General features: G+C 65.3%; 16 protein-coding genes. 7 read left to right on the top strand and 9 right to left on the bottom strand.

Annotation, left to right across the window (positions count from 1 at the left end; all coding sequences use genetic code 11):
• Positions 1-11 precede the first annotated feature (11 nt).
• Together ACQP1T_RS17660 and ACQP1T_RS17665 are read right to left on the bottom strand one after the other, a co-directional pair.
• The gene (locus ACQP1T_RS17660) at positions 12-1,064 is read right to left on the bottom strand and encodes an asparaginase domain-containing protein (protein WP_433761594.1); all 1,053 of its coding nucleotides are present in this window, start codon (positions 1,062-1,064) and stop codon (positions 12-14) included.
• Positions 1,061-2,530 (bottom strand): amino acid permease, encoded by a 1,470-nt coding sequence (locus ACQP1T_RS17665; RefSeq protein WP_433761596.1) that lies wholly within the window; start codon positions 2,528-2,530, stop codon positions 1,061-1,063. Before ACQP1T_RS17665 ends, ACQP1T_RS17660 begins: the two co-directional genes overlap by 4 nt.
• Positions 2,531-2,641: 111 nt before the next feature.
• Between ACQP1T_RS17665 and ACQP1T_RS17670 the strand changes: the two genes are divergently transcribed.
• Complete coding sequence (locus tag ACQP1T_RS17670; protein WP_433761597.1) at positions 2,642-3,319, top strand: FadR/GntR family transcriptional regulator; 678 nt, start codon at positions 2,642-2,644, stop codon at positions 3,317-3,319.
• A 6-nt stretch (positions 3,320-3,325) separates the two neighbouring features.
• On the opposite strand, the gene ACQP1T_RS17675 is transcribed toward ACQP1T_RS17670, so the two are convergent.
• Positions 3,326-4,561, bottom strand: coding sequence for a PucR family transcriptional regulator (locus tag ACQP1T_RS17675; RefSeq protein ID WP_433761598.1), 1,236 nt, complete (start codon positions 4,559-4,561; stop codon positions 3,326-3,328).
• Between the two features lie 246 nt (positions 4,562-4,807).
• Between ACQP1T_RS17675 and ACQP1T_RS17680 the strand changes: the two genes are divergently transcribed.
• From ACQP1T_RS17680 to ACQP1T_RS17690, 3 genes are all read left to right on the top strand, one after another.
• Positions 4,808-5,950: an esterase/lipase family protein gene (locus tag ACQP1T_RS17680; RefSeq protein ID WP_433761599.1), complete on the top strand. Its 1,143-nt coding sequence runs from the start codon at positions 4,808-4,810 to the stop codon at positions 5,948-5,950.
• 1,161 nt (positions 5,951-7,111) lie between these two features.
• On the top strand, positions 7,112-8,971 hold the full coding sequence (locus tag ACQP1T_RS17685) for a hypothetical protein (protein WP_433761600.1): 1,860 nt from the start codon (positions 7,112-7,114) through the stop codon (positions 8,969-8,971).
• Positions 8,972-9,126: 155 nt separating this feature from the next.
• The gene (locus ACQP1T_RS17690; RefSeq protein ID WP_433761601.1) at positions 9,127-10,548 is read left to right on the top strand and encodes an MFS transporter; all 1,422 of its coding nucleotides are present in this window, start codon (positions 9,127-9,129) and stop codon (positions 10,546-10,548) included.
• Between the two features lie 2 nt (positions 10,549-10,550).
• Here the strand turns inward: ACQP1T_RS17690 and ACQP1T_RS17695 are convergent, their stop codons facing one another.
• The 4 genes from ACQP1T_RS17695 to ACQP1T_RS17710 form a co-directional block, all read right to left on the bottom strand.
• The gene (locus ACQP1T_RS17695; RefSeq protein WP_433762239.1) at positions 10,551-12,644 is read right to left on the bottom strand and encodes an AMP-binding protein; all 2,094 of its coding nucleotides are present in this window, start codon (positions 12,642-12,644) and stop codon (positions 10,551-10,553) included.
• 453 nt (positions 12,645-13,097) lie between these two features.
• Positions 13,098-14,006 (bottom strand): UbiA family prenyltransferase, encoded by a 909-nt coding sequence (locus tag ACQP1T_RS17700; RefSeq protein WP_433761602.1) that lies wholly within the window; start codon positions 14,004-14,006, stop codon positions 13,098-13,100.
• Between the two features lie 8 nt (positions 14,007-14,014).
• Positions 14,015-15,391: a cytochrome P450 gene (locus ACQP1T_RS17705; protein WP_433761604.1), complete on the bottom strand. Its 1,377-nt coding sequence runs from the start codon at positions 15,389-15,391 to the stop codon at positions 14,015-14,017.
• On the bottom strand, positions 15,388-16,398 hold the full coding sequence (locus ACQP1T_RS17710) for a polyprenyl synthetase family protein (RefSeq protein ID WP_433761606.1): 1,011 nt from the start codon (positions 16,396-16,398) through the stop codon (positions 15,388-15,390). The genes ACQP1T_RS17705 and ACQP1T_RS17710 overlap by 4 nt, the downstream gene beginning before the upstream one ends.
• Positions 16,399-16,514: 116 nt before the next feature.
• On the opposite strand from ACQP1T_RS17710, the gene ACQP1T_RS17715 reads away from it, so the two are divergent.
• Positions 16,515-17,642 (top strand): TetR/AcrR family transcriptional regulator, encoded by a 1,128-nt coding sequence (locus ACQP1T_RS17715; RefSeq protein ID WP_433761607.1) that lies wholly within the window; start codon positions 16,515-16,517, stop codon positions 17,640-17,642.
• Here the strand turns inward: ACQP1T_RS17715 and ACQP1T_RS17720 are convergent.
• Positions 17,619-18,737, bottom strand: a complete 1,119-nt coding sequence (locus ACQP1T_RS17720) for a TetR/AcrR family transcriptional regulator (protein WP_433761609.1) — start codon at positions 18,735-18,737, stop codon at positions 17,619-17,621. The two genes, ACQP1T_RS17715 and ACQP1T_RS17720, sit on opposite strands and share 24 nt — an antisense overlap.
• A gap of 561 nt (positions 18,738-19,298) precedes the next feature.
• Between ACQP1T_RS17720 and ACQP1T_RS17725 the strand changes: the two genes are divergently transcribed.
• Together ACQP1T_RS17725 and ACQP1T_RS17730 are read left to right on the top strand one after the other, a co-directional pair.
• The gene (locus tag ACQP1T_RS17725; protein WP_433761610.1) at positions 19,299-20,369 is read left to right on the top strand and encodes an alpha/beta hydrolase; all 1,071 of its coding nucleotides are present in this window, start codon (positions 19,299-19,301) and stop codon (positions 20,367-20,369) included.
• Between the two features lie 144 nt (positions 20,370-20,513).
• Positions 20,514-21,200, top strand: a complete 687-nt coding sequence (locus ACQP1T_RS17730; RefSeq protein WP_433761611.1) for a hypothetical protein — start codon at positions 20,514-20,516, stop codon at positions 21,198-21,200.
• Here the strand turns inward: ACQP1T_RS17730 and ACQP1T_RS17735 are convergent.
• A complete protein-coding gene (locus ACQP1T_RS17735) occupies positions 21,193-22,584 on the bottom strand; it encodes a condensation domain-containing protein (protein ID WP_433761613.1) in 1,392 nt (463 codons plus the stop codon). The genes ACQP1T_RS17730 and ACQP1T_RS17735 overlap by 8 nt on opposite strands.
• Positions 22,585-22,603 lie beyond the last annotated feature (19 nt).

The following is a 22,603-nucleotide window of genomic DNA, read 5'->3' on the forward strand; positions in this document are numbered from 1 at the left end:
CGGATTCCTGTTCAGTTGGATGTGTGCGGGATCGGCTGTATCGCAGCGTGATTCGACAGCTCACCGAGCAGATTGGTGGTTATCCACCGGCGCAGCTCGCTACCGGAGATGCCGAGGTCCACCAGATAGCCCAGTTTCGCCAGCGCGGCCTCCCTGGTCATATCGCCGCCACCGATGGCACCGGCGGCGCGCATGGCCCGACCGGGCTGATAGCGGTCGAGATCGACTGTGCCGCTGTCACAGTGGGTGATGACGACCACGGGCGTCCCGCGTGAGGTGGCCGCACGGATGGCCTCGACCGTTGCCGAACCGTGCAGTGGCAATGTGCCCGAGCCGTAGCACTCGAGCACGAGTCCGCCCCGATAGTGACGCAGTGCCGCGTCGAGGAGGCTCGGATGCATTCCGGGAAAGACAGTGAACAGGCCGACCGGCGCGCTGTCCTGGCGGGCCTGAATATCGGGCAGCCGGGGCGGCGCGGGCGGCGGTGTGCATTCCCGGACCGTGGTGAATCCGTCGTAGTCGTCGCACGCGCGTTTGCTGGCGCGCACGGCGGGATGCAGAGACTCGCCGAAGGCGATGGCTGTTCCCGAAACGGATTGGACGGCAATACTGTTCAACGCCAGCATCAGGTTGCGCCGTGCGTCGCTACCGGGAAGTCCCAGCGGGATCTGCGCTCCGGTCAGCACGACCGGCACGTCGATATCGCGTAGCTCGAATGCCATCCGCGCGCCCACATAGGCCATCGTGTCGGTGCCGTGCACGACGATGACTCCGTTCGGCCGCCGCTCCGCGATACCGGACCGGACCCGTTCGGCGATACCGCGGGCGGTATCGGACCCGGCATCGGAACTGTCGATGACCTGCTCGAGTTCGGTGTAGTCGAATCGAACCGCGATACCGCTGTCTCGCTCGAATCGTGCCAGAGCCTCGGCGATTTCGCCGCCAAGTCCCTGGCGCGGACGCAGTCCGGCACCATGATCGACCATCCCGAAAGTGCCACCGGTGTAAAGAATGTCGACACTGATCTGTGAAAGGCGTTGCGGCGCAGTACTGATCGAGTTCACGCGTGATCCGATCCGGTGCCGGTGCCCTCCATCGGCGCGAGCACGTCCGGATCCAACCGTCCACGCACCCGGTACCAACCCGCCACCATCGCGGCGACGACCAGCAGGAATGCCGCCAATGTGATGCGCCCGATCTCATCGTCGAAGAACATCAGCACGATTACCGCGAGTAGGAAGACGAGGGTCAGGATATTGAGCACCGGTGCGAACGGCAGCCGGAAGGCGGGCCTGCGGTAGTGCCCCTGCTCGGCTCGGCGCACAAAGATCCAGTGGCAGATCATGATCGAGGCCCAGGTGCCGACAATGCCGAGTCCGGCCAGATTCAACACGATCTCGAAGGCCCTCTGCGGCATGACCAGATTGAGCACCACGCCCGCGATGCCGACAACGCTGGTGATCAGAATGCCGCCGTACGGTGCGCCATTGCGGTTCATCCGCTGCGCGAAACGCGGCGCCGCACCGGCCACCGCCATCGAGCGCAGCGTGCGGCCGGTCGCGTAGAGCCCGGCGTTCAGGCTCGACATCGCGGCGGTGAGTACCACCAGGTTCATGACATCGGCCGCATGCGGAATGCCGATCGAACTCATCACCGTGACGAACGGACTTTCACTGGCGGAGTAGGCCGTCCACGGCAGCAACAGCGTGAACAGGATGACCGAGCCCGCGTAGAACAGGATGATCCGCCACATGATGGAGTTCACCGCGCGCGGCACCACGAGCCTCGGGTTGTCGGCTTCGCCCGCGGCGACTCCGATCATCTCGGTGCCGCCGAAGGCGAACACCACACCGAGCGCGATGGTCAGCATCGGTGCCAGACCGCGGGGGAACAGTCCGCCGTGATCGGTGATCGTCGAGATGCCGGGGACGTTGTCGCCGACCGAAGTGCCGGTGACGACGAATCCGATGGCCAGCACCATGAATACGATGATGGTCCCGACCTTGACCAGCGCGAACCAGAATTCGAGTTCGCCGAACAGTCGCACCGACATCACATTGAGCGCGACGACGACCGTCAGCGCGATGAGCGCCAGCACCCACTGCGGCACGGGCACGAAGAACGACCAGAAGTGCGCGTAGAGCGCGACCGCCGTGATGTCGGCGACCAGTGTTGTCGACCAGTTCAGGAAGTACAGCCAGCCCACCGAGTACGCACCGCGTTCACCGAGGAATTCGCGGGCATAGGACACGAACGCCCCGGACGACGGCCGGTACATGACCAGTTCGCCGAGTGCGCGCACCACCATGAAGGTGAAGATTCCGCACACGATGTAGACCAGGGCGAGCGACGGCCCGGCGAGCGACATCCGGCCGCTGGCGCCGAGGAACAGTCCGGTGCCGATCGATCCGCCTATCGCGATCATCTGCATATGGCGTTTGCGTAGTCGCTTCTGGTAGCCGAGGTCCCCGATATCGATCCGCGGTGCGGGCGTGGTGGTGGCGATCGACTGTTGGTCGTGGTGTTGCATCGAAAACCTTCCGTGGGCCGGATCCAGCCCTGAAGAAGTAAGGCTGTCAGGCTGTAAGACAGGTTGACTGTAATGGGGGTCACAGCGACTGTCAATGACATACTGGGTCGCGTGACGGTCGAGGAAGGGTACGTGCAGCGCATCGGCGCCACCGAAGCGGTCTTTCGTCGGCTGAAGAGCCTCATCCAGAGTGACGATTACGCGGTGGGCGATCGCCTGCCCGCGGAGTTGGCGCTGGCCAAGCAGTTCGGGGTGAGTCGGCCGGTGGTCCGTGAGGCGCTACATGCCTGCGCCATCCTCGGACTCACCGAAACCCATACCGGCCGCGGCACTTTCATCGTCTCCAAGAACGCCGACACCCAGCCGACCTTCGCCGGCGTCGGCGCCGGTGACCTGATCGAGGCGCGACGGCTCGTCGAGATACCGGCCGCCGGATTCGCCGCCGAGCGCCGCACGCCGGAGCAGGTGCGGCAGCTGTTCGAGATCCTGGACAAGCTGGCGGCCGCCCCGGATGCGCACGAATGGGTGCGCTACGACGGCGAATTGCACACCGCCATCGCGGCCGCGAGTGGCAATACGATGCTGACCGCGATGGTCGCCGACACCCGCCGCGCGCTGGACCTGCAATCGGAGTTCTTGAACCTCACCCAGGACCGCCGCACCGATTCCGACCGCGAGCACGAGGCCATCGTGCGGGCCATCGAGGCCGGTGCACCGGATGCCGCGCGTGCGGCGATGACCGATCACCTGGAGCGAGTCGCCGAAACAGTAGCCAGGATCGGCGCCTGAACGGTCTTACCGCTGCGGATCCTGCGCTTGGTGTGTGCGCTGGATGGTCAGCGATGCGGCGAGCAGGCGCGAGTTGTTCGGATCGGTGGGATCGATGCCGGTGAGTTCGGCGATGCGGCGCAGTCGATAGCTGAAGGTGTTGGGGTGCACATGAAGTCGTGCCGCCGCGGCCTTGCGGTCGGAGCCGTAGCGCAGATGTGCCTCCAACGCGTCCAGGAGGTGGGGGTTGCTCAGCAGTGGGGTGATCCGCTCGGCCAGTCGCTCGCGGGCGTGGCCCGGGCGGGTGAGTTGGTATTCGAGTAGTAGATCGTCGAGCCGGTAGGTGCCGGTCGGGCGGCCGAGTAGGCGTGCGAGCGTTGCGAGTTCGGCCACTTCCTTCGCGGCATCGGGCAATTCGGCGCGCGCGACCGCCGGGCATTCGGCCAGATGTGCTGCCGCGCCGAATTGTTCGGCCAGCTCGCCCGCCAGCCCGGCATATCGCGTCGGCCGCGGTTCCTCGGAATATGCTGGGAGCAAGGCGATTCCGGTGGACCCGTCGAAGGTCACCAGTGCGGTGCCGTTGCTGATCGTATCGAGGGTGCGATGCAGGATCCGGATCCGTCGCCGGGCCAGTAGATCGGCGACCGAGGTGGGCTGGTCGTCGGAATCGATATGGATGCCGAGCACCGTATAGCGCTCGCTGAGCGGGGTATCGGCGCGGGCGGCCTGTTCGTCGGCGGGTTGACCACGCAGCAGTGCCGAACACAGTTCGCGGCGGGCTTCCCGCTCGGCGTTGTAGATGGATTGTTCGACCGCCGTGTAGGTCTCGACGACGATGATATTGATGTGCTTGAGCAGATCGAGCAGACGAGAGCCGACCTGGACCAGATCGGCCATTTCATCGGATGTCGCGAGGGCGGCGGCTTCGGCGAGCACCGACTGCGCCGAACCGTGGATTGCCTCGATCAGGATCGACAGCGGAAAGCGGTCTTCGGCATGCCGTTCGGCAACCGGTGCCACGAAGGCCGCGACCTCGGCCCCGGTGAATACGCGGTCTTCGCCGATGGCCTGCAACACGGCGCGGCCGCAGGCGTAGATGGCGGGCAGCACCTCCGCGGTGAAATGCCCTTCGGGCAATTCCGTCGCGGGCGGGGTCGCACCGAGGCCCTCGGCCAGCATGCGCTCGGAGATCTGCTGCCACCTGGTCAGTAGCCGGGTCACCAATGGAGCGTCTCGGGTGGCCGAGGTCGTAGCGGTTGCCATGCGCCGATTGTTGCCGAGGACAGTGCGCACTTCAACGTTTCGGTTTTCTCAACCAGAACTTTGTCGTCGACGACAACACGGTGCGGAGTTTATTCGTCGTGCCGTGTAGTGACGTCGTCTAAGGACCGTCCTAGATTTCGAATACCGCGTAATCACAATGGCGGCCATCACATTTCGATCGATCTGTGACCCATGGCATAGCGACCGCGCGGAACCGATCGGGATGGGAAGTACGAAATGTTTGCAATGAAGCAACGCGGGTGTCGCGCCTTCGCGGGCGCCGCCCTCATCGCTGGACTGGCCGTGGCGCATGGGCTCGGAATCGGTACGGCGGGCGCGGAGCCCGCCGACCCTGATCAGCAATTCCTCGTAGAACAGATCAACGCGGGGCTGGCCCCGGCCCCGGACGGGCGGCGGCCGCAGGCGATCGTAGATAGTGGAAGTGGATCTGGATCGGGCTGGGCGAAGAGCATCGCATCCAATACCGTCGGCGAGGGTCCCGAAATGACCGCGGCCCTAGCGGCTTTCGCCTACGGTCTCACCCATCCGGACGCCGCACCCGCGGGTGCCAACCGGTGGGACTGCAAGCCGAGTGCCGAACATCCGAACCCGGTGGTACTACTGCACGGCACCTGGCTCAACGCATTCGATACCTTCGCTTACCTCTCGCCGCAGCTGGCGCGGGCGGGATTCTGTGTGTTCGCCTTCAATTTCGGGCGATCCGGGCTGCTGGACGGGGGCGGGATCGGGGCGGCGCTGCCCGGTCGATACGGGGTGGGGCCGATGGCCGAATCCTCCCGCCAGCTGGCGGATTTCGTGGAGCGGGTGCGGGCTGCCACCGGCGCGGAGAAGGTCGATATCGTTGGTCACTCGCAGGGCGGCACGGTGGCCGATCAGTATCTGAAATTCGACGGGGGCGGCGATAAGGTCGGCAAGCTGGTCACTTTCGGTGCGACCCACCATGGCACATCATTGATGGGCATCGCGTTGCTGGGGCGGGCCATCAACAACCTCGGCGTGAATATCCTCGGTTTCTACGAGCCGATCGTCGGGCTGTCGAATATCGAACAGGCGGTGGGGTCTTCGTTCTATGCGCGGCTGAACGCGAACGGCGATACCGTGCCCGGGATCGATTACACGATCGTCGGATCGCGGTACGACGAGGTCACCAATCCCTACAACTGGACGTTCCTGCTGGCCGGGCCGGATGCCCGGGTCGACAACATCACGCTGCAGGACGGCTGCGAACAGGATCTGTCCGACCACTTGACCATGATGTATTCACCGCGCTCGGCCTCCATCGCCCTCGAGGCCCTGGATCCCGCGCATCATTCGAACCTCGACTGCAGCTTCAACCCGTGGTTGATCGGAGGTGGCGGCGCCCTCTGAGTTCGGCCGATGAACCCTGCCCGAATCGGTCGAGCTCGGCAAGGTGTGGACTTCCCAATCTCGGGAGGTTTGACGACCTGAGTGAAGATTGACTGTGCCACTGTCCGTACTCGGGTCCATGCGAATCGGACCGTGGTTACGGGTCAGCACACCCGGTTGCACCTGACCGCGGTAACGACACAGCAGGAGACCTCGGTGAATCAGCGGTCGCGGTTCGACCCGGGCGAACTGCGGGCGATGGTCACGAGGTTGGAACGCCTGATCGCCGAAGCCAACCGAACCGTGGTCGAGTTGAAGGCCGCCATCGAATTCGCGGAGGTGGATTCAGTTGGCGAGGCCGGAGAGGTGCGTTCGGAGGCGGTATCCGCCGAAGTGCAACCCGGCGCATCTGCGCAGGTGCGGTCCGACGTAGCGTCCGAGGTGCCGCAGTCGGATGTCCGGTCTGTTGCGGTGCCTTCGGACCCGGCATCCACAGAGATGCGCTCGCTCGGCCGATCCGGAGAGATACGGTCGGACGCGACGCCGCGGCCGGATGTCGCGCCTGTTACGGTGCATTCGGACGTGCCGACGGCTGCGGCGCATTTGGATGTTCCGCGTGCCGAGGTGCGTTCGGATGTCACATCCGCAGCGGTGCGCCCGAACATCGCATCGGGTCGACCGACGACAGACCATCCCACCACGAGTCGACACCGCCCACTCGGACGTGAGCCCGCACCCACTCCCTGGTCCCGTCGCAGTGTGGACACTCCGTGGTCCCGACGCACGGTCCGCCCACGCCCGGCGAGATCGAATGCATCCGCCGAGCCCTCGAAATCCACTGCGTCCGAACCACTCCCACTCGCGACCCCAACCCCACCGATAATCCAGCGCACCAAGCCCCGCCAACCCACCACGGTCTACGCGGGTCCCGACGCGGCCGCTTCGGCAGCGGCTGATCGGCCGAGCATCACCGCGAAACCGGATGCGATTCGACCGACGACGGATGTCCAAGCGCCGAACGTGGTTTCGCCACCGATAAATCTTCGGCCGCCAGATCCTCCGCCCCTGTCGCCGAATGTTGCGGAGCCCGTCGCATCGACGGTGCCGATGGATATCGGGACACACCCGGCTCCACCTCTGCCAGTCGATATTCGGGAACCCGAGACGGCGCGACGGCAGCCCGTGGATCATGGCGAACCGGAGATTCCGCCGCAGCCGCTGGACGCCGCCGAGCCCGCGGCCCTTGCGCCACCGCCAGATGTTCAGGAAACCGAGACGGTACAACGACCAGTGGATGTCGATGCGCCGGAGCGGCTGCCACTACTCGCTGAAGTCGCGAAGCCAACGGCGGAGGCACAACTCGCGGATGATCGCGAGCCGGAGGCAATTCCGCAACCGGCCGACACCTCTGCCACGACGCACTACCCACCGCCAGATATCGAGGTGCCAGCCGCTGTGCCGCTGCTGGCGGATGCGGCCGAGCCCGCAGTGGTGGCGCTACCGCCAGATATCCGTGAACCCGACGCCGCGTCGGCCCCGAGCGGCCTGGCGGGCAATACCGTGAATCCGGAGGTGATTCGACCGTCGACGGATATCCGAGAGTCGGAGGTAGTTTCGCCGCCGGTGGATGCTCGGCCGCCAGACCCGCTGCCGCTGCCAGCGGATGTACGCGAGCCGCAGGCAATTCCGCAACCGGCCGACACCTCGGCCACGACGCACTACCCACCGGCAGATATCGAGGTGCCCGCGGCTGTGCCGCCACCGGCGGACGTACAGGAACCGCCGTCGCCGGTCCGTGCTCGGGAGCCCGAGTCGGGTCAACTGTCTGTCGATACTGAGCCGCCCGGGGTGATGCCGCTATCAGCGGATGTTGCGGCGCCCGGGGTGGAAGTGTCGCCGCCGGATATTCGCGAACACGAGGCTTTGCCGCGAGCGGTCGATGTTTTTGGGCCGCCGATACCGGTCGATGCTTCGGAACGCGAGTCGGGACGTTCCCTGGTGGATATCGAGACGCCTGGGGCGGTGCCGTTGCCAGCGGACGCTCGGGTACCCGACTCCGTGCCGCAACCGACGTACTTTTGGGAACCCGATACGGCACACCCGCCCGTGGATAGCGAGGGGCCCGGGGGCCTGCCGATGCAAACGGATGCTTCCGGGCCTGCGGGCGTGGCGCTACCGGCAGATGTTCTTGGCCCGGAGGCAGTGCTGGAACCGGCACATATCCAGGAACCTGACGCGGTATCGCTGCCGGACTTTGTCCAGCAATCCGAGTCGGGTCCGCTGCCGGTCTATGTTCGAGAACCCGAGGTGGTGCGGCCGGGGGAGGAGTTCGAGCCGGAGACGGTACCGCTGCCGGTCTACGTTCAGGAATCCGAGGCGGTGCGATTTCCGGCATATCCCGATGTCGAGATGCCGCGCCCTGGTGCGGATTCTTCGTCGACACCGCCGACCGCCGTCGAGTTGGCGGCGCAGCATAATTTGGACATCATCGGATTCGATGGGCCGAATGTGGACACGTATGTTGTCCGGGAGGTCACCGCGGCGGTCGACGATATGCTGACCAGGTATCCGATTGCCTTGCGCGGCATACAGATTACCGATCCGGACGTCAGCGCGCCCGCGATACGTGGGCCGTCTCCGGCGTTGCCGCAGTCGGATGCGTCGGCGATCTGGATGGTGCTCGATGGCGGGGCGCTGGCGACCCTTGTTCCGGAGGCGGGGAGTGCGCGTCCGCGCAGGTGGTTGCGGCGGCGGCGCAATGCCGATCGGCCGGTGTATGCGGCGGTTGTGCGTGAGTTCGGTTGTGCGCTCGATGTCGCGGGGGACTTTCGGGCCCGGCACGAGGCGCAGCGCCGACTGATTACCGAATCCTTGCGTGGCAGTGCGGATCTCGCCTACAACCCACTGGATCCGAGCCTTGCGTTGCTCGATGCGTTCACCGACGTCGCGCTGCACGGGGAGCGAGCGGGAAAGTTGGCGAAGGAGTTGCACGACATGCTGGTGAAAATGGCCCGAGCCGAGTCGACCGATCTGTCGGCCTGATCAGACCGAGAGCGAGCCTCGACTTGGGCCGGTTCACAAGCGGGGTGCCGGTCGGCTTGTGGATTGACCGAGTATTCGATCGCTGACCTGCGATAGCCACCGGGTGGTTCGTTACCGTCATCGCGTTCGAATGCCCGCGTTCGGGAGGATCAGCTGTGACGGAGACCGGGACACGACGATCCGACGAGCGGGCAGGCGGTGAATTCGGTTCGTGGCTCGCCTTCGCCGGTTGCCTCATCGCGGTCTTCATGCAGATGATCGATGTGACCATCGTCAATACCGCACTGCCGAATCTCACCGCCGACCTGCGGGCCTCACAATCGGCGCAGATGCTGGTGGTCTCCGGCTATTCGCTCGCCTTCGCGTGCACCCTGCTCACCGCGGCGCGTATCGGCGCCGTCTTCGGCCGCCGCACCGTCTTCCTCGTCTCGGTCACCGCATTCACCGCCGCGTCGGTGTGGTGCGGAATGTCCACCAGTGCAACGGAATTGGTAATCGCGAGAATCGTCCAGGGGGTCGCGGGCGCCGGGATGGCGGCACAGACGATCGCCATCCTCATCGCGAGCTTCCCACCGAATCGACATCAACAGGTATTCGCGCTCTACGGCGCGACCGCCGGATTCGCCGGAATGCTCGGACCGATCCTCGGCGGTGCGCTGGTCACCAGCGATATCGCCGGACTCGGCTGGCATTCGATATTCCTGATGAATCTGCCCATCGGCCTGCTCGCGTTCGTCCTCGGTTTCAGATATCTGCACCTCGGCGGGCCACCGGAACGCGACCGCTTCGACCTGGGCGGCGTGGCCTTATCCACGGTCAGCTTGTTCGCCTTACTCGCCGCCCTTGCCGACATTCAGCAGAACGGTTGGCGGCCATGGCCTTTCGGTGTTCTCGCCGCCGCATTCGCGCTGGGTGCGGTGTTCTTCGCCTACGAGCGCAGGCTGGTTCGACGCGGCGGCAGTCCGCTGGTGCGCCTGGATCTGTTCGCCGATCGCGGCTTCGCCATCGGTGCCGCACTGGTGGCGAGTTTCTTCGGTCTGTTCACCGCATTCGTCTTCACCGTATCGATCACCCTGCAGGACGAATTGCACTGGTCCGCCCTGCGAACCGGTGTGGCGATGACGCCGTTCGCGCTCGGCGCGGGAGCCGGTGCCCTCGCCTCGCTGCTGCTGGTAAGGCGTTGGGGGGTAAGGGCACTCGCATTCGGCATCGCGATGTACGGATGCTGCGTGGCGATCGGTGCGGCATATCTGCGGCTGACCGCAGGCGAGGTGAATCTCGCCTTGGCGCTGGGCCCGGTCTTCATCGCCGGATTCGGGGTCGGTCTGTTCGGCGTGCAACTGCAGCCGCTGATGCTGGCGGGATTAGAGGAGCGTCAAATGGCCGAGGCATCGGGCCAGCTGCCCACCATCGAGCAGATCGGCAATGCGGTCGGGTTGGCGCTGCTCAGCGTGGTGTTCTTTCGCAGCCACACGCTGGACGGCAGCATTGTCATGCTGACCGCCATCGCGGTCGTCGCGATTGCCATGGCGGTGCCGACCCTGGCGTTGCCGGCACCGTCGCAGGAACCCGGATAAGGTCAGGCGGAGCCGGAGGTGCCCAGTGGAGACGATTCTCCGGGCTCGGATCCGATGAGTAGGCGTTTGAGGATCTTGCCGGTTTCGCCGCGGGGGAGTGCGTTGAGGAAGGTGACATCGCGCGGTACCGAAAAACGGCTGAGCCGGTTGCGAATATAGGACCGGATCATATCCGAATCCAGCCCCGAGCCTTCACGTTTCACCACGAAGGCGGCCAAGCGCTGCCCGAATTCGGTATCCGGGACGCCGACCACGGCGACCTCACTGACCTGCGGCAGATGCGCGAGCGCCTCTTCGACCGGACGCGGGAAGACGTTCTCACCGCCCGAGATGATCATCTCGTCATCGCGCCCCGCGATGAACATGCGGCCCGCCACATCGAGATAGCCCAGGTCCCCGGTGTCGAGCATGCCGTCGGCCTCGGTGGGCGGCGCGGAATTGACATATCCGTCGAACAGCATGTGGTTGCCGACGAAGATATGCCCGGTGACACCGATCGGAACCGGACGCTGATCCGGACCGAGCACCGCGACCCTGGTGCCGAGCGGTGGTCGGCCCGCGGTGGTCGGTGCGGTGCGCAGATCGTCGGGGGTCGCGATGGTGGCCCAGGAGACCTCGGTGGAACCGTAGACGTTGTAGAGGATCTCGCCGTAGGCGTCCATGAACCGCAGCACGGTCGCCCCCGCCAGCGGTGCGCCGCAGCTGATCACGGTGCGCAGGCTGGACGTGTCGTAGCGTGCGCGCACAGCGGTGGGCAGATCGAGGATCCGATTCACCATCGTCGGCACCACGATCATGCTCTCGACCCGGTGTTCGGCCACCCGGCGCAAACAATCCTCCGCATCGAACCGCTCGGGCAATACGACCGTCGCACGCAGCGCTGTACTGAGTTGCAGCCCGGCCAGCCCCCAGGTGTGGAACAGCGGGGCCGGAATGAGCATCGCCGCATCCATCGTGAGCGGAATCCGCGACAGCAGCGCCGCGATGGTGCCGAATCCCTTCGGATGCGGGCGGCGCGCGCCCTTCGGGGTGCCGCTGGTTCCCGAGGTCAGCACGATCAGCCTGCCGGGCTGTGCCGGGATGCGGAATTCGGAGTGCCCCATGGCGATCAGGTCGTCGATGGTGGATCGTCCGGGTACCGGCGGGCGGCCGTCGGTATTGAAGCGGGGCAGATCGGTATGCAGATAGCGGACCAGCTGTTCCAGATCGCCATCGACGAACAGCGCCGAAAGCCGATGGCGCTGCACGATTTCCTCGATGCGCCGCCCGGAAAGCCCCGCATTGAGCAGCGCCACATCGACCCCGAGTTTCCCGGCGGCGACCATGGTTTCGACCATGCCCGCATGGTTGCGCGACAGCAGCCCCACCGCGTCACCGGACGCGAGACCCAGCGTGGCCATGGACCCGGCCAGTGCATTCGTGCGCTCGTGCATCTGAGCGAAGGTGCGGGTTCCGGAGTCGTCGACGACGGCGATCCGATCGGGTGAATGCGCGGACCCCGCCGCGTAGCCGCCCGCCAGATTGAAACCCCATTTGGCCAGGGAGCGAACCTGTTTGATGCTTGTCCCGGGATTGGTGGGCCGTGCGACACCGGTACTCATGATCTGCTTGGCCACCCCGACCTGTCGCCGCAGCGGTGAATTCTCGGCATTGACCACCACCGAGGTGTGTGCGCCGCGAATGACATCGACCGCGTGCCGCAAGCCGCTGTCGACCCACGCCGCCACCGCGGCATTGGACTGGTCCGGCAGCAGCGGATGCATCCGTCCCGCCGCGAACAGGGTAATGACGATCCTGGTGTGCTTCTCATCGCCGCGCAGACGGACCGAAGCGAAACTGCCGGTTCCGAGGCATTCCAATTCGAAGCTCTCGTACCAGCGGCACACCCGCAACCGCACCTGATGTGTGCGTATTCCGGACTCCGGTGTACCGACCCGCACCTCCAGAATGCCGTTGTCGGTACGGGATTCCACGCGTTCGCACTCGCCGATGCCAGCGAATAACCGTGGATAGGTCTGCGGTTCGAGCAGCAGATCCCAGAGCGCCTGCCGGGCGATCGGGAATTCCGCGCCCACATCGATGATGTCGGTAACCAACTCATGCACTTCTCGTCGGCCGGTTCGAACAGCTCGGGTCGGCGGTAACCCCTATAGACGCAAGTATGCGAGGCCCCACTCGTGTTGCCCACCATTCACTGCGAAGTTGGGTTCGCGCCCAACCGTGGACCGACGCCCATGTGAATGATTCCAATGATCATCGGAATGCGCCCCCCGAGCACCTGGGAATGATCACAATCGACAGACGGACCAACGATGTTGTGCCCCAATAGGATTGCCCACGGGTTCAGGCAACCCTAAGCTGAGAACACATGGTGATCACCGGGCACCGTCGCCGACACCGTGTCTCGAATACTCGCAGGGGCGACACCGAGGCCGCAGTCGGGGCCGCTGGCGTAGCGGTGTTCGAGGGCAGGTCGCGTTCATCCGGTCCGGGTAATCCGATCCCTCCCCGGATCTGAGTGGGCGCGTCCTGCCGATGATCGTGATTCGTCACGGTCCGAAGGCCAAGACCGCGCTGGCCAGAGTCAGGCAGTACCAGTAGGTGTAGAGAAGGTAGGTGGTGTGATCGGCACGGCGATCGCGCAGCCGCAGCACGCGGTAGGCGATGACGAAGGACAGCAGCGCGGCGGCTATCCCGACCAGCGCCGCGGGGAGCGGTGCGTTCCGATAAACGAGGAAATGCATGGCAATCGGATAACCCGAGAATGCCGCAGCGAAGAACCGACGGCAGGCCACCTCACCGAAAACCACTGCGGCGGTGCGTCTTCCGACTGCCACGTCGCCGTCGATATCGCGCAGATCTTGCAGCGATACCAACACACCCAAGGGTATGGCGATCGCCGCGATCCAGGTCCAGGCCGCGGGGGTCAGGGGAGTCACGATCTGCCAGGCGGCAGCGAGTTGGGCGATCGTCCCCGCCACCATCGCGGCATTCTTACCCCACAGTGTGCGGGCCCCGCCGAACTGATCGTGGAAGCACCACGCCACTATCCAGAGCACCGTCCATTCCAGGACCCCCAGCACCGCACCCAGAACGAGGAAGGTGGCAGTGACCCACATCAGCCGCCACCTGGCGCCCTGCGGGCTGACCAGTCCGACGACCAGCGGCCGGTGCGGCTTGTTGCGGCGATCCTCCTCGATCCCGGTCAGCTGGTTGGAAAGGTTGAAGGTGTAGATGTAAAGCCAGAAATAGACCAGACATTCGGCCAACACCAGCGGCAGTGCTGCGACACCGGTATGGGTGCTCGCCCAGGCCGCGACGGCGAAGGTCGTGGCGGGCACAACGGTTGCGGTCAGATCGCCTGCGCTGAACGACCAGCAGATGTGGATCTCACGCAGCAGGCCGCTGGTCAGTACGCCGACCCGGCGGCACTCGGGCGCTTCGGGTGGCGCGGCCATAGCTCTACCTACCCCGGCTCCGATGCGGACGCGTTGACGGCCACCGGATTTCGACGCCACACCCGCATACCGAGTTTGGTCGGTGCGGGCAGCTGTGCGAGCGAGACGGATACGGGCCGAGTCGACAGCGGAGCGACACGCCAGCGTGCCGCGATCGTCGCCAGTGCCAAACTGGACTCGACCAGCCCGAATTGGTCACCGATACAGCGGCGCGCACCGGCGCCGAAGGATATGAACAGGGTTCGGTCCGGCTCCACGCCGATCCACCGATCGGGCACGAATTCGCCCGCCCGCTCGTAGATTTCATCACGCCGATGAATGACGTGCGGACTGACCGCGACGGTCGTGCCCGCCGGAAGCGCAACGCCGTCGAGGGTGGTATCGGCCGAAACCACCCGGGTGAGCAACCATCCGGCCGGATACAACCGCAGCGTTTCGGTCACCACCCGATTGACGACCGGCAGGTGCTCCAGGTCCTGGTAGCGGGCGGTTTGATCGCTCAGCACGGTATCGACCTCTTGCTGAACCTGCCGTCGTAGCTCCGGATTTCGTCCGAGCAGATACAGCGCCCAAGTCAATGTGCTCGCGGTGGTTTCCGAGCCCGCGAACAGAAAAGTGAATACCTGGTCGATCAGTTCCTCGTCGCTCATCGTGACCTGTGCGCCGGTGGAGTCCGGATCGCGGGCACGCATCAGCGAGGACAGCAGATCGCCGTGGTCGCGAGTGTCGGCCCGCCGCTGTTCGATGAGTTCGGCGGCCACCGCTCGCAGCCGGTTCCGCGCCTGGTAGTAGCGCCGGTTCGCCGGTGTGGGCAGTCGATTGATGACCGGTGGCAGCACCATCCGCCGGAATATGCTTCCGGCAATGGTCGCGAAATCATCGGCGACCTGCTGTACCGAGTGCTCCGGGAACGACGAGGAGAACATCGTCCGAACCGCCACTCGGACAGTGAGTTTCGACATTTCCGCGCCCAGCTGGATGTGCTGTCCGTCCTGCCAGGCGCCGAGCACGTCTTCGATCGAGTCGACCATCGCCTCGGAGTATCCGGGCATTCGCCCCGACTGGAACGCGGGCTGGCACAGGCGGCGCTGTCGGCGGTGCCTGCTGTGCGGGCAGCTGCCGATACCGTCGCCAGCGACCTCGCGGGAGCGATCGTAGAGTGGTCCGCCACGGTCGAAGGTGCGGTCGTCGAGCAGTACCACCCGGGCCAGCTCGGGATCGCAGACCACCACGACCGGCAGCGGCCCCAATTGGACTCGGCTCAGGCGGCCGTGCGCGGGGAGTGCGGACAGAAATCCGATCGGGTCGGTGAGAAAACGGAAGCCATGGCCGAGAATCGGGACAGTGTTCGGAGCTAGCGGGATCGAATCGATCGAGTTCTTCATGCGGACCTGCTGGTCATCATCGCGGCAAGTAGTCGGAGGTCCTCGGTGGCATCGTCGGCGGATACGTCCGCCAGGCAGTCCAGCGCGGCATCGAGCTGTCGCCGAGCTTCCCGTTCCGCCCACTCGCGTGCTCCGGTGAGTTCGATCAGGCAGGCGATCCGGTGCAGCGTTTCGGCATCTCGTCCGGCATCTCGATACAACTCGCGCAGCGCATCCGCGGTGGGCCCGGTCGAATCCAGGGCGCGCGCGATCGGCGGGGATTTCCTGCGATCGGCGAGGTCGGGGTAGAGCGGCTTGCCGGTCATGCTCGGATTGCCCCAGATGCCGAGCATGTCATCGATCAATTGGAATGCGATGCCGAGGTGGTGTCCGAATTCGGCCAGTGCTCTGGCTTGGTCCGGGGCGGCGCCACCGGCGATCGCGCCCATCTCGCAGGCACAGGACAACAGGGCCGCGGTTTTGGACTCGATCATGGCGAGCGATTCGTCCACGGTCTCGCGGTGGTCGGCGTCGATATCGGCGGGCTGTTCGTTGCATAGGGCGTCGAGGGCTTTCGACAGCAGCGTGATTCCTGGGCGGCCGACCATCTCGTTGATCGCCATGGCCAGTAGTGCGTCCCCCGCGAGCTGGGCGCCGCGTTCGCCGAAGACCGACCAGGCCGATCGGCGGTTGCGCCGCTGCTCGTCGCCGTCCAGCAGCTCGTCCTGCAGCAAGGAGAAATCGTGCACGAGTTCGACCGCGACGGCTTCGGTGACACCCTGCGGTGGCTCCGCCGCAGCCACGGCTTTGGCGGATGCGAGTACCAGTGCCGGCCGGATCGATTTGCCGACCTGTTTGCTCGGCCGCCCCGTGGCGTCCAACCAACCCGCGTGGTAGCCGACGATCATTCTGATGGGTGGGGCAATGCGATCCAGGGAGGAGCGATATGCGGGCTCGACCAGACGCCTGGCCTCATCGAGCACCGCGGCCGCGGTTCGCGACCCGGATTCGTACCTGGTGATGCCCACTACCCGTCCTTCGATGCCCGCCTCGCTCGTACTCAGTCGCACGTAGCATTGAGATGGTATCAACATTTGGATGGTATGCGCATCTGTAAACGAACAGAACGGTTGGTGGAGAACCGATGAGTCGTCAGAGCAGAGCCGCATTGCAGCAACGCAATCGCGACCGGGTCCTAGCGGCTGCCAAGGCCGAATTCGCCGAACGCGGTTTCCGCGGGGCGACGGTGGATGACATCGCCGAGCGCGCGGACCTCACCCGCGGCGCGGTCTACTCCAACTTCGCTGGTAAGCGGGCGTTGTACCTGGCCGTGCTAGCCGCGGAAGCCGAGCGGGCGCCGGAACTGCTGGATGATGGCCCGGCGCGCACCCCGGTGGCGGCCGTCGGCCGATTCGCCCGGACCTGGGTGGACCGGCTCCCCGGTTCGGCAAACTTCCCGGTCGGCGGCGTCTCACAGCTGCGCTCACCGATGCTGGCGCACGACTTGATCCCGGAACTCGTTGTCGACGAATGTCTGCGCGGCTCGTTCGTGCAGCTGATCAAACTGGACGCCATCCTCCTCGGCCTGGCGCTGGCGGGTCTCGACGGCGGCGGCGGGTCGGTACTGCCCGGCCGTTGGCTCGGCATCGCCGAATCGGTGATCACCTTGCTCTATGGTGCGACCCAATTGTCCTTCGTCGCACCGGAATTCGTGGACCGAGCCAAAGTGATCGCCGCATGCGAGCAGATGGTGCACCACCGAATCGACGACACCACGCGGGCTACGACGGACACCGTCGCGGTGGCGGCCGTCGACGAACCGTGGATGCCACCACCGTGCCGCGACCTCGTCCATACGGTGACCGCCGAGCTTTCGGGCGCGAACGTCGTTGCCGTGCTCGGGATGAACAAGCTCGGCGCCGTCGCCGATATCCTGCGCGACCGGCCCAGCGGAGGTCGCACCACGATCGCGATGGCGACCGACGACGGGACGGAGGTGGCGCAGCTGGCTCGCCTCGCGGTCAGCGATATCAGCCGGTCGCTGCGCGCCGCGTTTCCGTGCCCCGCGGTTCCCGGCATGCAGGTGGTGCTCGACGAATCCGGCAAACTCGCACGGGCGTGCGGGGTCGATATCGTCGACGACGACACCGAGAGTGCGGTCTTCGTCGACGGCGAACGGGTGGTGGCGCGGGCGACCGGGACGGGCGCCTGTCAGGCGTTGGCTAAATCGCTCGGCACCTTGGAAGATTCACGCTCGGTCCGCAGTCGATGACTTCATGTGTGCGGTTGCCGCGGCCTTGCCCGCGCCCCGCCCTTCGGCCCGCGTCGTGATGCGGCCGTTCTCGACGATGACAGCGAATTCGGAATTGTCGTCGACCCGATCGAATCCGCATGCGGCAGCGAGCATTGCGGCATCATCGACGATCACCTGTAGCCGAGGTAGCGCCGCCGCCGGGAAGGCATGGCGCAATGACCGGCAGATATCCGCGATCGCCAGCCGCGCCAGCGGTGCGAGTTCCGCGGGGCGGTCACTCACCAGCGCCAGCGTGATATCGGTGTGCTCGGGCCAGATCGACAGCGCCGCTTCGATGGTGGCGATCCGGTGCATGCCGACGACGGCGACCAGGCCGTCGCCGTCGAGCCGCGCCGAATCGGCGCGCACCCGATCGATGCAGCTCGGTGGCTCCCAAGGCTCGTCGACCCGAGTGACGCGCGCATCGGCGGGGGTGGGCGGGCTCGGCGTTTTCACGCCGCCGAGCAGCGCGACCTGTTCGCACAATGCGATGGCCCGTGCCGGATCGGTGAATTCGGGCGCGACGTAGGACAGCTGGGTCGTCCCGTACAGGATCGTCAGCACGGATTCGGCGCTGGCGATGAAACTTTCCAGCGGCGCCGACGTCGGTTGGCTGATTGCCCGCAGCGATGCGGCGAGCAGCAACGCGTCGAGCGCGAGCAGCTGTGCGAACGGTCGCCGGATCTGTTCGCTCATCAGGACTTCGGGTACGAAGTCGACACTCAGCGCGGGAGAGGTGAACTGCTCGTCCTCGCTGTACTCGTAGTGGCTCGACTGCGGCAGCTGCTCGAGCCAGGTGCTGGCGAATGCGCCGAGCGCGGCGGCTGGCGTATCGGCCTTCGGGTGGCCAGCGGGTGCGGGAGCTTGTTCGGCTTCGTGTGCCAGCACCGCGAGATATAGCGCCCGCTTGCCCGGAAAATTGGAATAGACCGCACCGCGGGTCATGTCCGCGCGCTCGGCGATACCGTCGACCGTCGCGCCGCGGAATCCGCGCTGCGCGAACTCGGACTTGGCCGCGGCCAACACCTTTCTGCGGGTGGCGTCCTGCTGCTGTGCCCTCGTCAGACGAACCATCGGTCCCTTCGCTGTTCCCTTTGCTTCCTGCGGCACCGCGCAGCGTACCGGTTCGATGATCACGCGCGGCGCTACGAATGGCCGAGATGTAGCTGGTGGCGCGCGATCGTGCTCCCTTCGGCGTTGTCATGCATATTCGGATGCGTCTATCATCCAAATGGTAACAACATCTCGACTGCCGATGTCCTCGCGCGTCAGTTGCCGCCGTCTGACCGCGGAGGGGATGGTCAGGCGGCACCGGGCATCGGGTGCCGGCCAAGTGAATTCCGATGCTCCGCGAACGCGCACGCGCACTGCTGGATTCGGGCACCTTCGTCGAGACCGGTGCGCTTACCCGCACACCGGGCGATCCGGATGCACCGCGACCGCGTGCGGGAGCGCCGAACACAATCCGCACCAGCACAGCCGGTACCCGATGTAGTCGGCCGCATTTGTGGCGGATACCAGATGGTTCGGCGGCGGCTGACGAGATCACCCAAATTCCGGCCGGGCCGTTCCACCGCCGCGCGATCTCGGCCTACCTTCGGCCCGAACGTGCCGTTTACCGATCGGAGGTGGCGGGTGGAGCTCTGGAGTGGTCCGCGTTTGGTCGCGCTGTGCACGACCGCGGTCCTCGTGTGTGCCAGCGGTATCGCGCTCGCGGATTCCGCATCGGGCTCGGATGCGCCGATACCGGTGCGGGCGTTGGCCGCGGCGCGGCAGGCGCCCGATGGATCACGACTGCTCACCGCGGCGCAAGGGCCGGGACGGGTGCTCGATCTGGCCGTATATTCCGAGGCGATGGGGCGGACCGTGCCCGTTGAAGTCCTTCCGGCGGTGGACAATTCGCAACCAGCGCCGACCCTGTATCTGCTCAACGGCTTCGACGGCGGCACCGATACCGGGGTCTGGAGTGATGGCAGCAATTGGCTCACCAAGACCGATGTCGAGCGATTCTTCGCCGATAAGCAGGTCACCGTGGTGATGCCGGTCGGGGGTGGCGGCACCTTCTTCGCGGATTGGCGGGCCGACGACCCGGTGATCGGCAGGCAGCGCTGGACCACCTTTCTCACCGGGGAGCTGCCGTCGATTATCGACTCGGCTTTTCGCGGTACCGGGGCCAATGCCGTTGCGGGCCTTTCGATGGCGAGTTCGGCGGTATTCCGACTCGCCATCGCCGCACCCGGCCTCTACCGTGCCATCGGCTCCTACAGCGGTTGTGTGCGCACCAGTGACCCGCCGGGACAAGCGATGGTGAATGCCATTGTGACCGCACGTCGCGGAAATCCGCTGAATATGTGGGGACCTCCTACGGATCCGGCGTGGGCCGCCAACGATCCCTATCTCCATGCCGACCAGCTGCGCGGTACGACCATCTACGTATCCACCGGCACCGGGCAGCCGGGACCGCTCGATACGCTGGACGGACCGGGCATCGATGCGAATCCGGTGAAACTCGTGGACCAACTGTTCGTCGGTGGCGTGTTGGATGCCATCACCGCCAGGTGCACCGAACAATTGCGCGATCGGTTCCGCGAGTTGGATATTCCGGCCACCTTCGATTTCCGGCGCACCGGCACGCATTCCTGGGGGTATTGGCAGGAGGATCTGCACAATTCGTGGTCCGTACTCGGTGCGGCGCTCGAGCAATGAACAGCGCGGCGGCGGGCATTATGTGCGGAATACGGTCTGCAGTGAGGATATTTTGTGAATAGTCGCAGGGATCACGATTTCGCGTATCCCCAACTGCCGCAAGCGATTTGAATACGATCCATATCGTCGCCGATAGGAGGACTTGTGCACACCACCGCCTTCCGTGATCCCGGTATTCCTGATGGTGAGAAATCCGTGTACACCGTCGGTATCGCGGATCAGCCGCACCGATTCGAGGTGACCAGTGTGGTGGCGCACGAGGACGACGGGTATCGCTCGACCGTCGAAATGCGCCCGGGTGACGGCGATCCGACGATCCGTATCGAACAGCGGTTCCAGCGGGTCGACGGCTGGTTGCGCGCGCAGGACTATCGCGCCGAAACACGTTCCGGCGATATGGTCGTCTCGCGCGAGGAGGCGCATTTCGTCGATAGCACCCACCTCCAATTCGGCAGCGGCATAGCGCCTTTCCCGTCGAATGTCATGCCGATCATCGGCGGTCTGACACTGCTGCGCGGACTTGATTTCAGCGAGGGCGCGGTGGAATCGCTGGATATGTGGCTGGCCTTCTCGGTGCACTGGCCGCTGGTGGCGCGGGTGGCGAAGCAGGCGACTGTCGAGGTGCCCGCCGGTCGCCTGAGCAGCTGGCCGGTCCACCTGCGGCCCGGCTTCGCGCATGTGAACAGCTTCTTGGACAAGGTGATCGGAGGTCTCATACCGTCATCCGTCGCTCATTTCGACGCGGCCCCGCCACATCGGCTGGTGCGATTCAACTTCCCGACCGAGGTGATGCCATCCGATCCACGGGGGCTGATGGAATTGGTCACGTAGTACCGACGACCGACGTGAACACCGCCCGCATCGCGGACACATAGCGATCGACTGATTCGTGTGCCACCGGGGTATCGGGATAGATGACGCTCAACGAAGTCCCCTGCGGCAGCCGGTTGACCCACACCAGAACCTCCTCGGAGGCCGCGCGATTGGCATACACGCCCCCGCGCACCTCGCCGAAGAATTCGTGGCCGATGAAGTCGCGCGCGTCCACATACGAGATCATCGGTGTCGACCAACCCGGCCCGGCCTTGATATCGGTATCGGCGGGCAGCAATTCCAGCACACGGTGAAATGATGTGGGCGCCAGCCGAATACCGTTCTCATAGGCCCGCTGCGCGATGGTCACGGCGCGAGCGAAGCTGGTGGTGCCGATCGGAAAGGCCACCGGAACCAGGGAGACATACCAGCCGACCGAGGCGCGTTCCGCCGCAGACGTGCGGGTGCTGATCGGTGTCATGCCGAAGTAATAGTCGCTGTCGACGAGTTTGCGCTCGGCCAGCGCCGCCGCGGCGAAGACACCACCGACGAATTCGGCATCGTTGTCCCGACAGACCTTTTCGAATCGACGCGCGTCGTTCTCGTCCATCAAGGTGATGCTGCGATGGGCACTGCGGTTGTAACCGTCCGTTCTCTTGCCGAGATCCAAAGGGAAGGACGGTAATTCGCCGTCATTGCCGCGGATCAGCTCCAGCCATTTCCGAACGCCGTGTGAGGCGAGGGTCATCGCCGCGGTGTACTGGCGTTCCATGACGCAGTAGTCGAGATAGCTCGCCGCCGGGGGCAAGTCCTCGACATCCGACCAGACCTGCTGGGCGTAGAGGTGGGCCAGGTCGAAACAGGACAGGTATTGTCCGAGCCCGTCGGTGTGCAGATGGTCGACGGCCAGGTAGACCGTGGTCGATTCACCGTGCTCGATCGCGCCGAAGGTGAAGCAATCCCATTGGAACGGACCGGGGGTCGTCTTCTGCACATGCTCGCGGATGGCTTCGGCGTCATCCAGACGGCCGTAATCGATCGGCACGAAATCGACCACATCCGGGGCGACCAAGTGGCGCCGCACCGTGCCACCGGAATCGATGGCGAACCAGGTCCGAAAGGTGTCGTGGCGCACGAGGAATGCATTGATGACGTGGGTCATCGCATCCAGGTCGAGATCACCGATCGGTATCTCGGCCGTGATCAGACACAGGCCGGAGTAGCGGAAGTCGGCGGCGGCGTGCCGATCCGCGAGGCGCAGATACTGTTCCTGTTGATGTGACGGTGGTGCGGGATGGACGGGTGCTTTGGCGGCCCGCGCTACCGATTCCGGTGCGGCAACCCAGGTGACCAGCCGCCCCGGGGCCGGGCTCCATTCGTCGATAAGGCCGAACTCGACCACAGCGATACCTCGATTCGTC

It is taken from the genome of Nocardia sp. CA-135398 (genome assembly GCF_050955845.1).
GTDB lineage: Bacteria > Actinomycetota > Actinomycetes > Mycobacteriales > Mycobacteriaceae > Nocardia.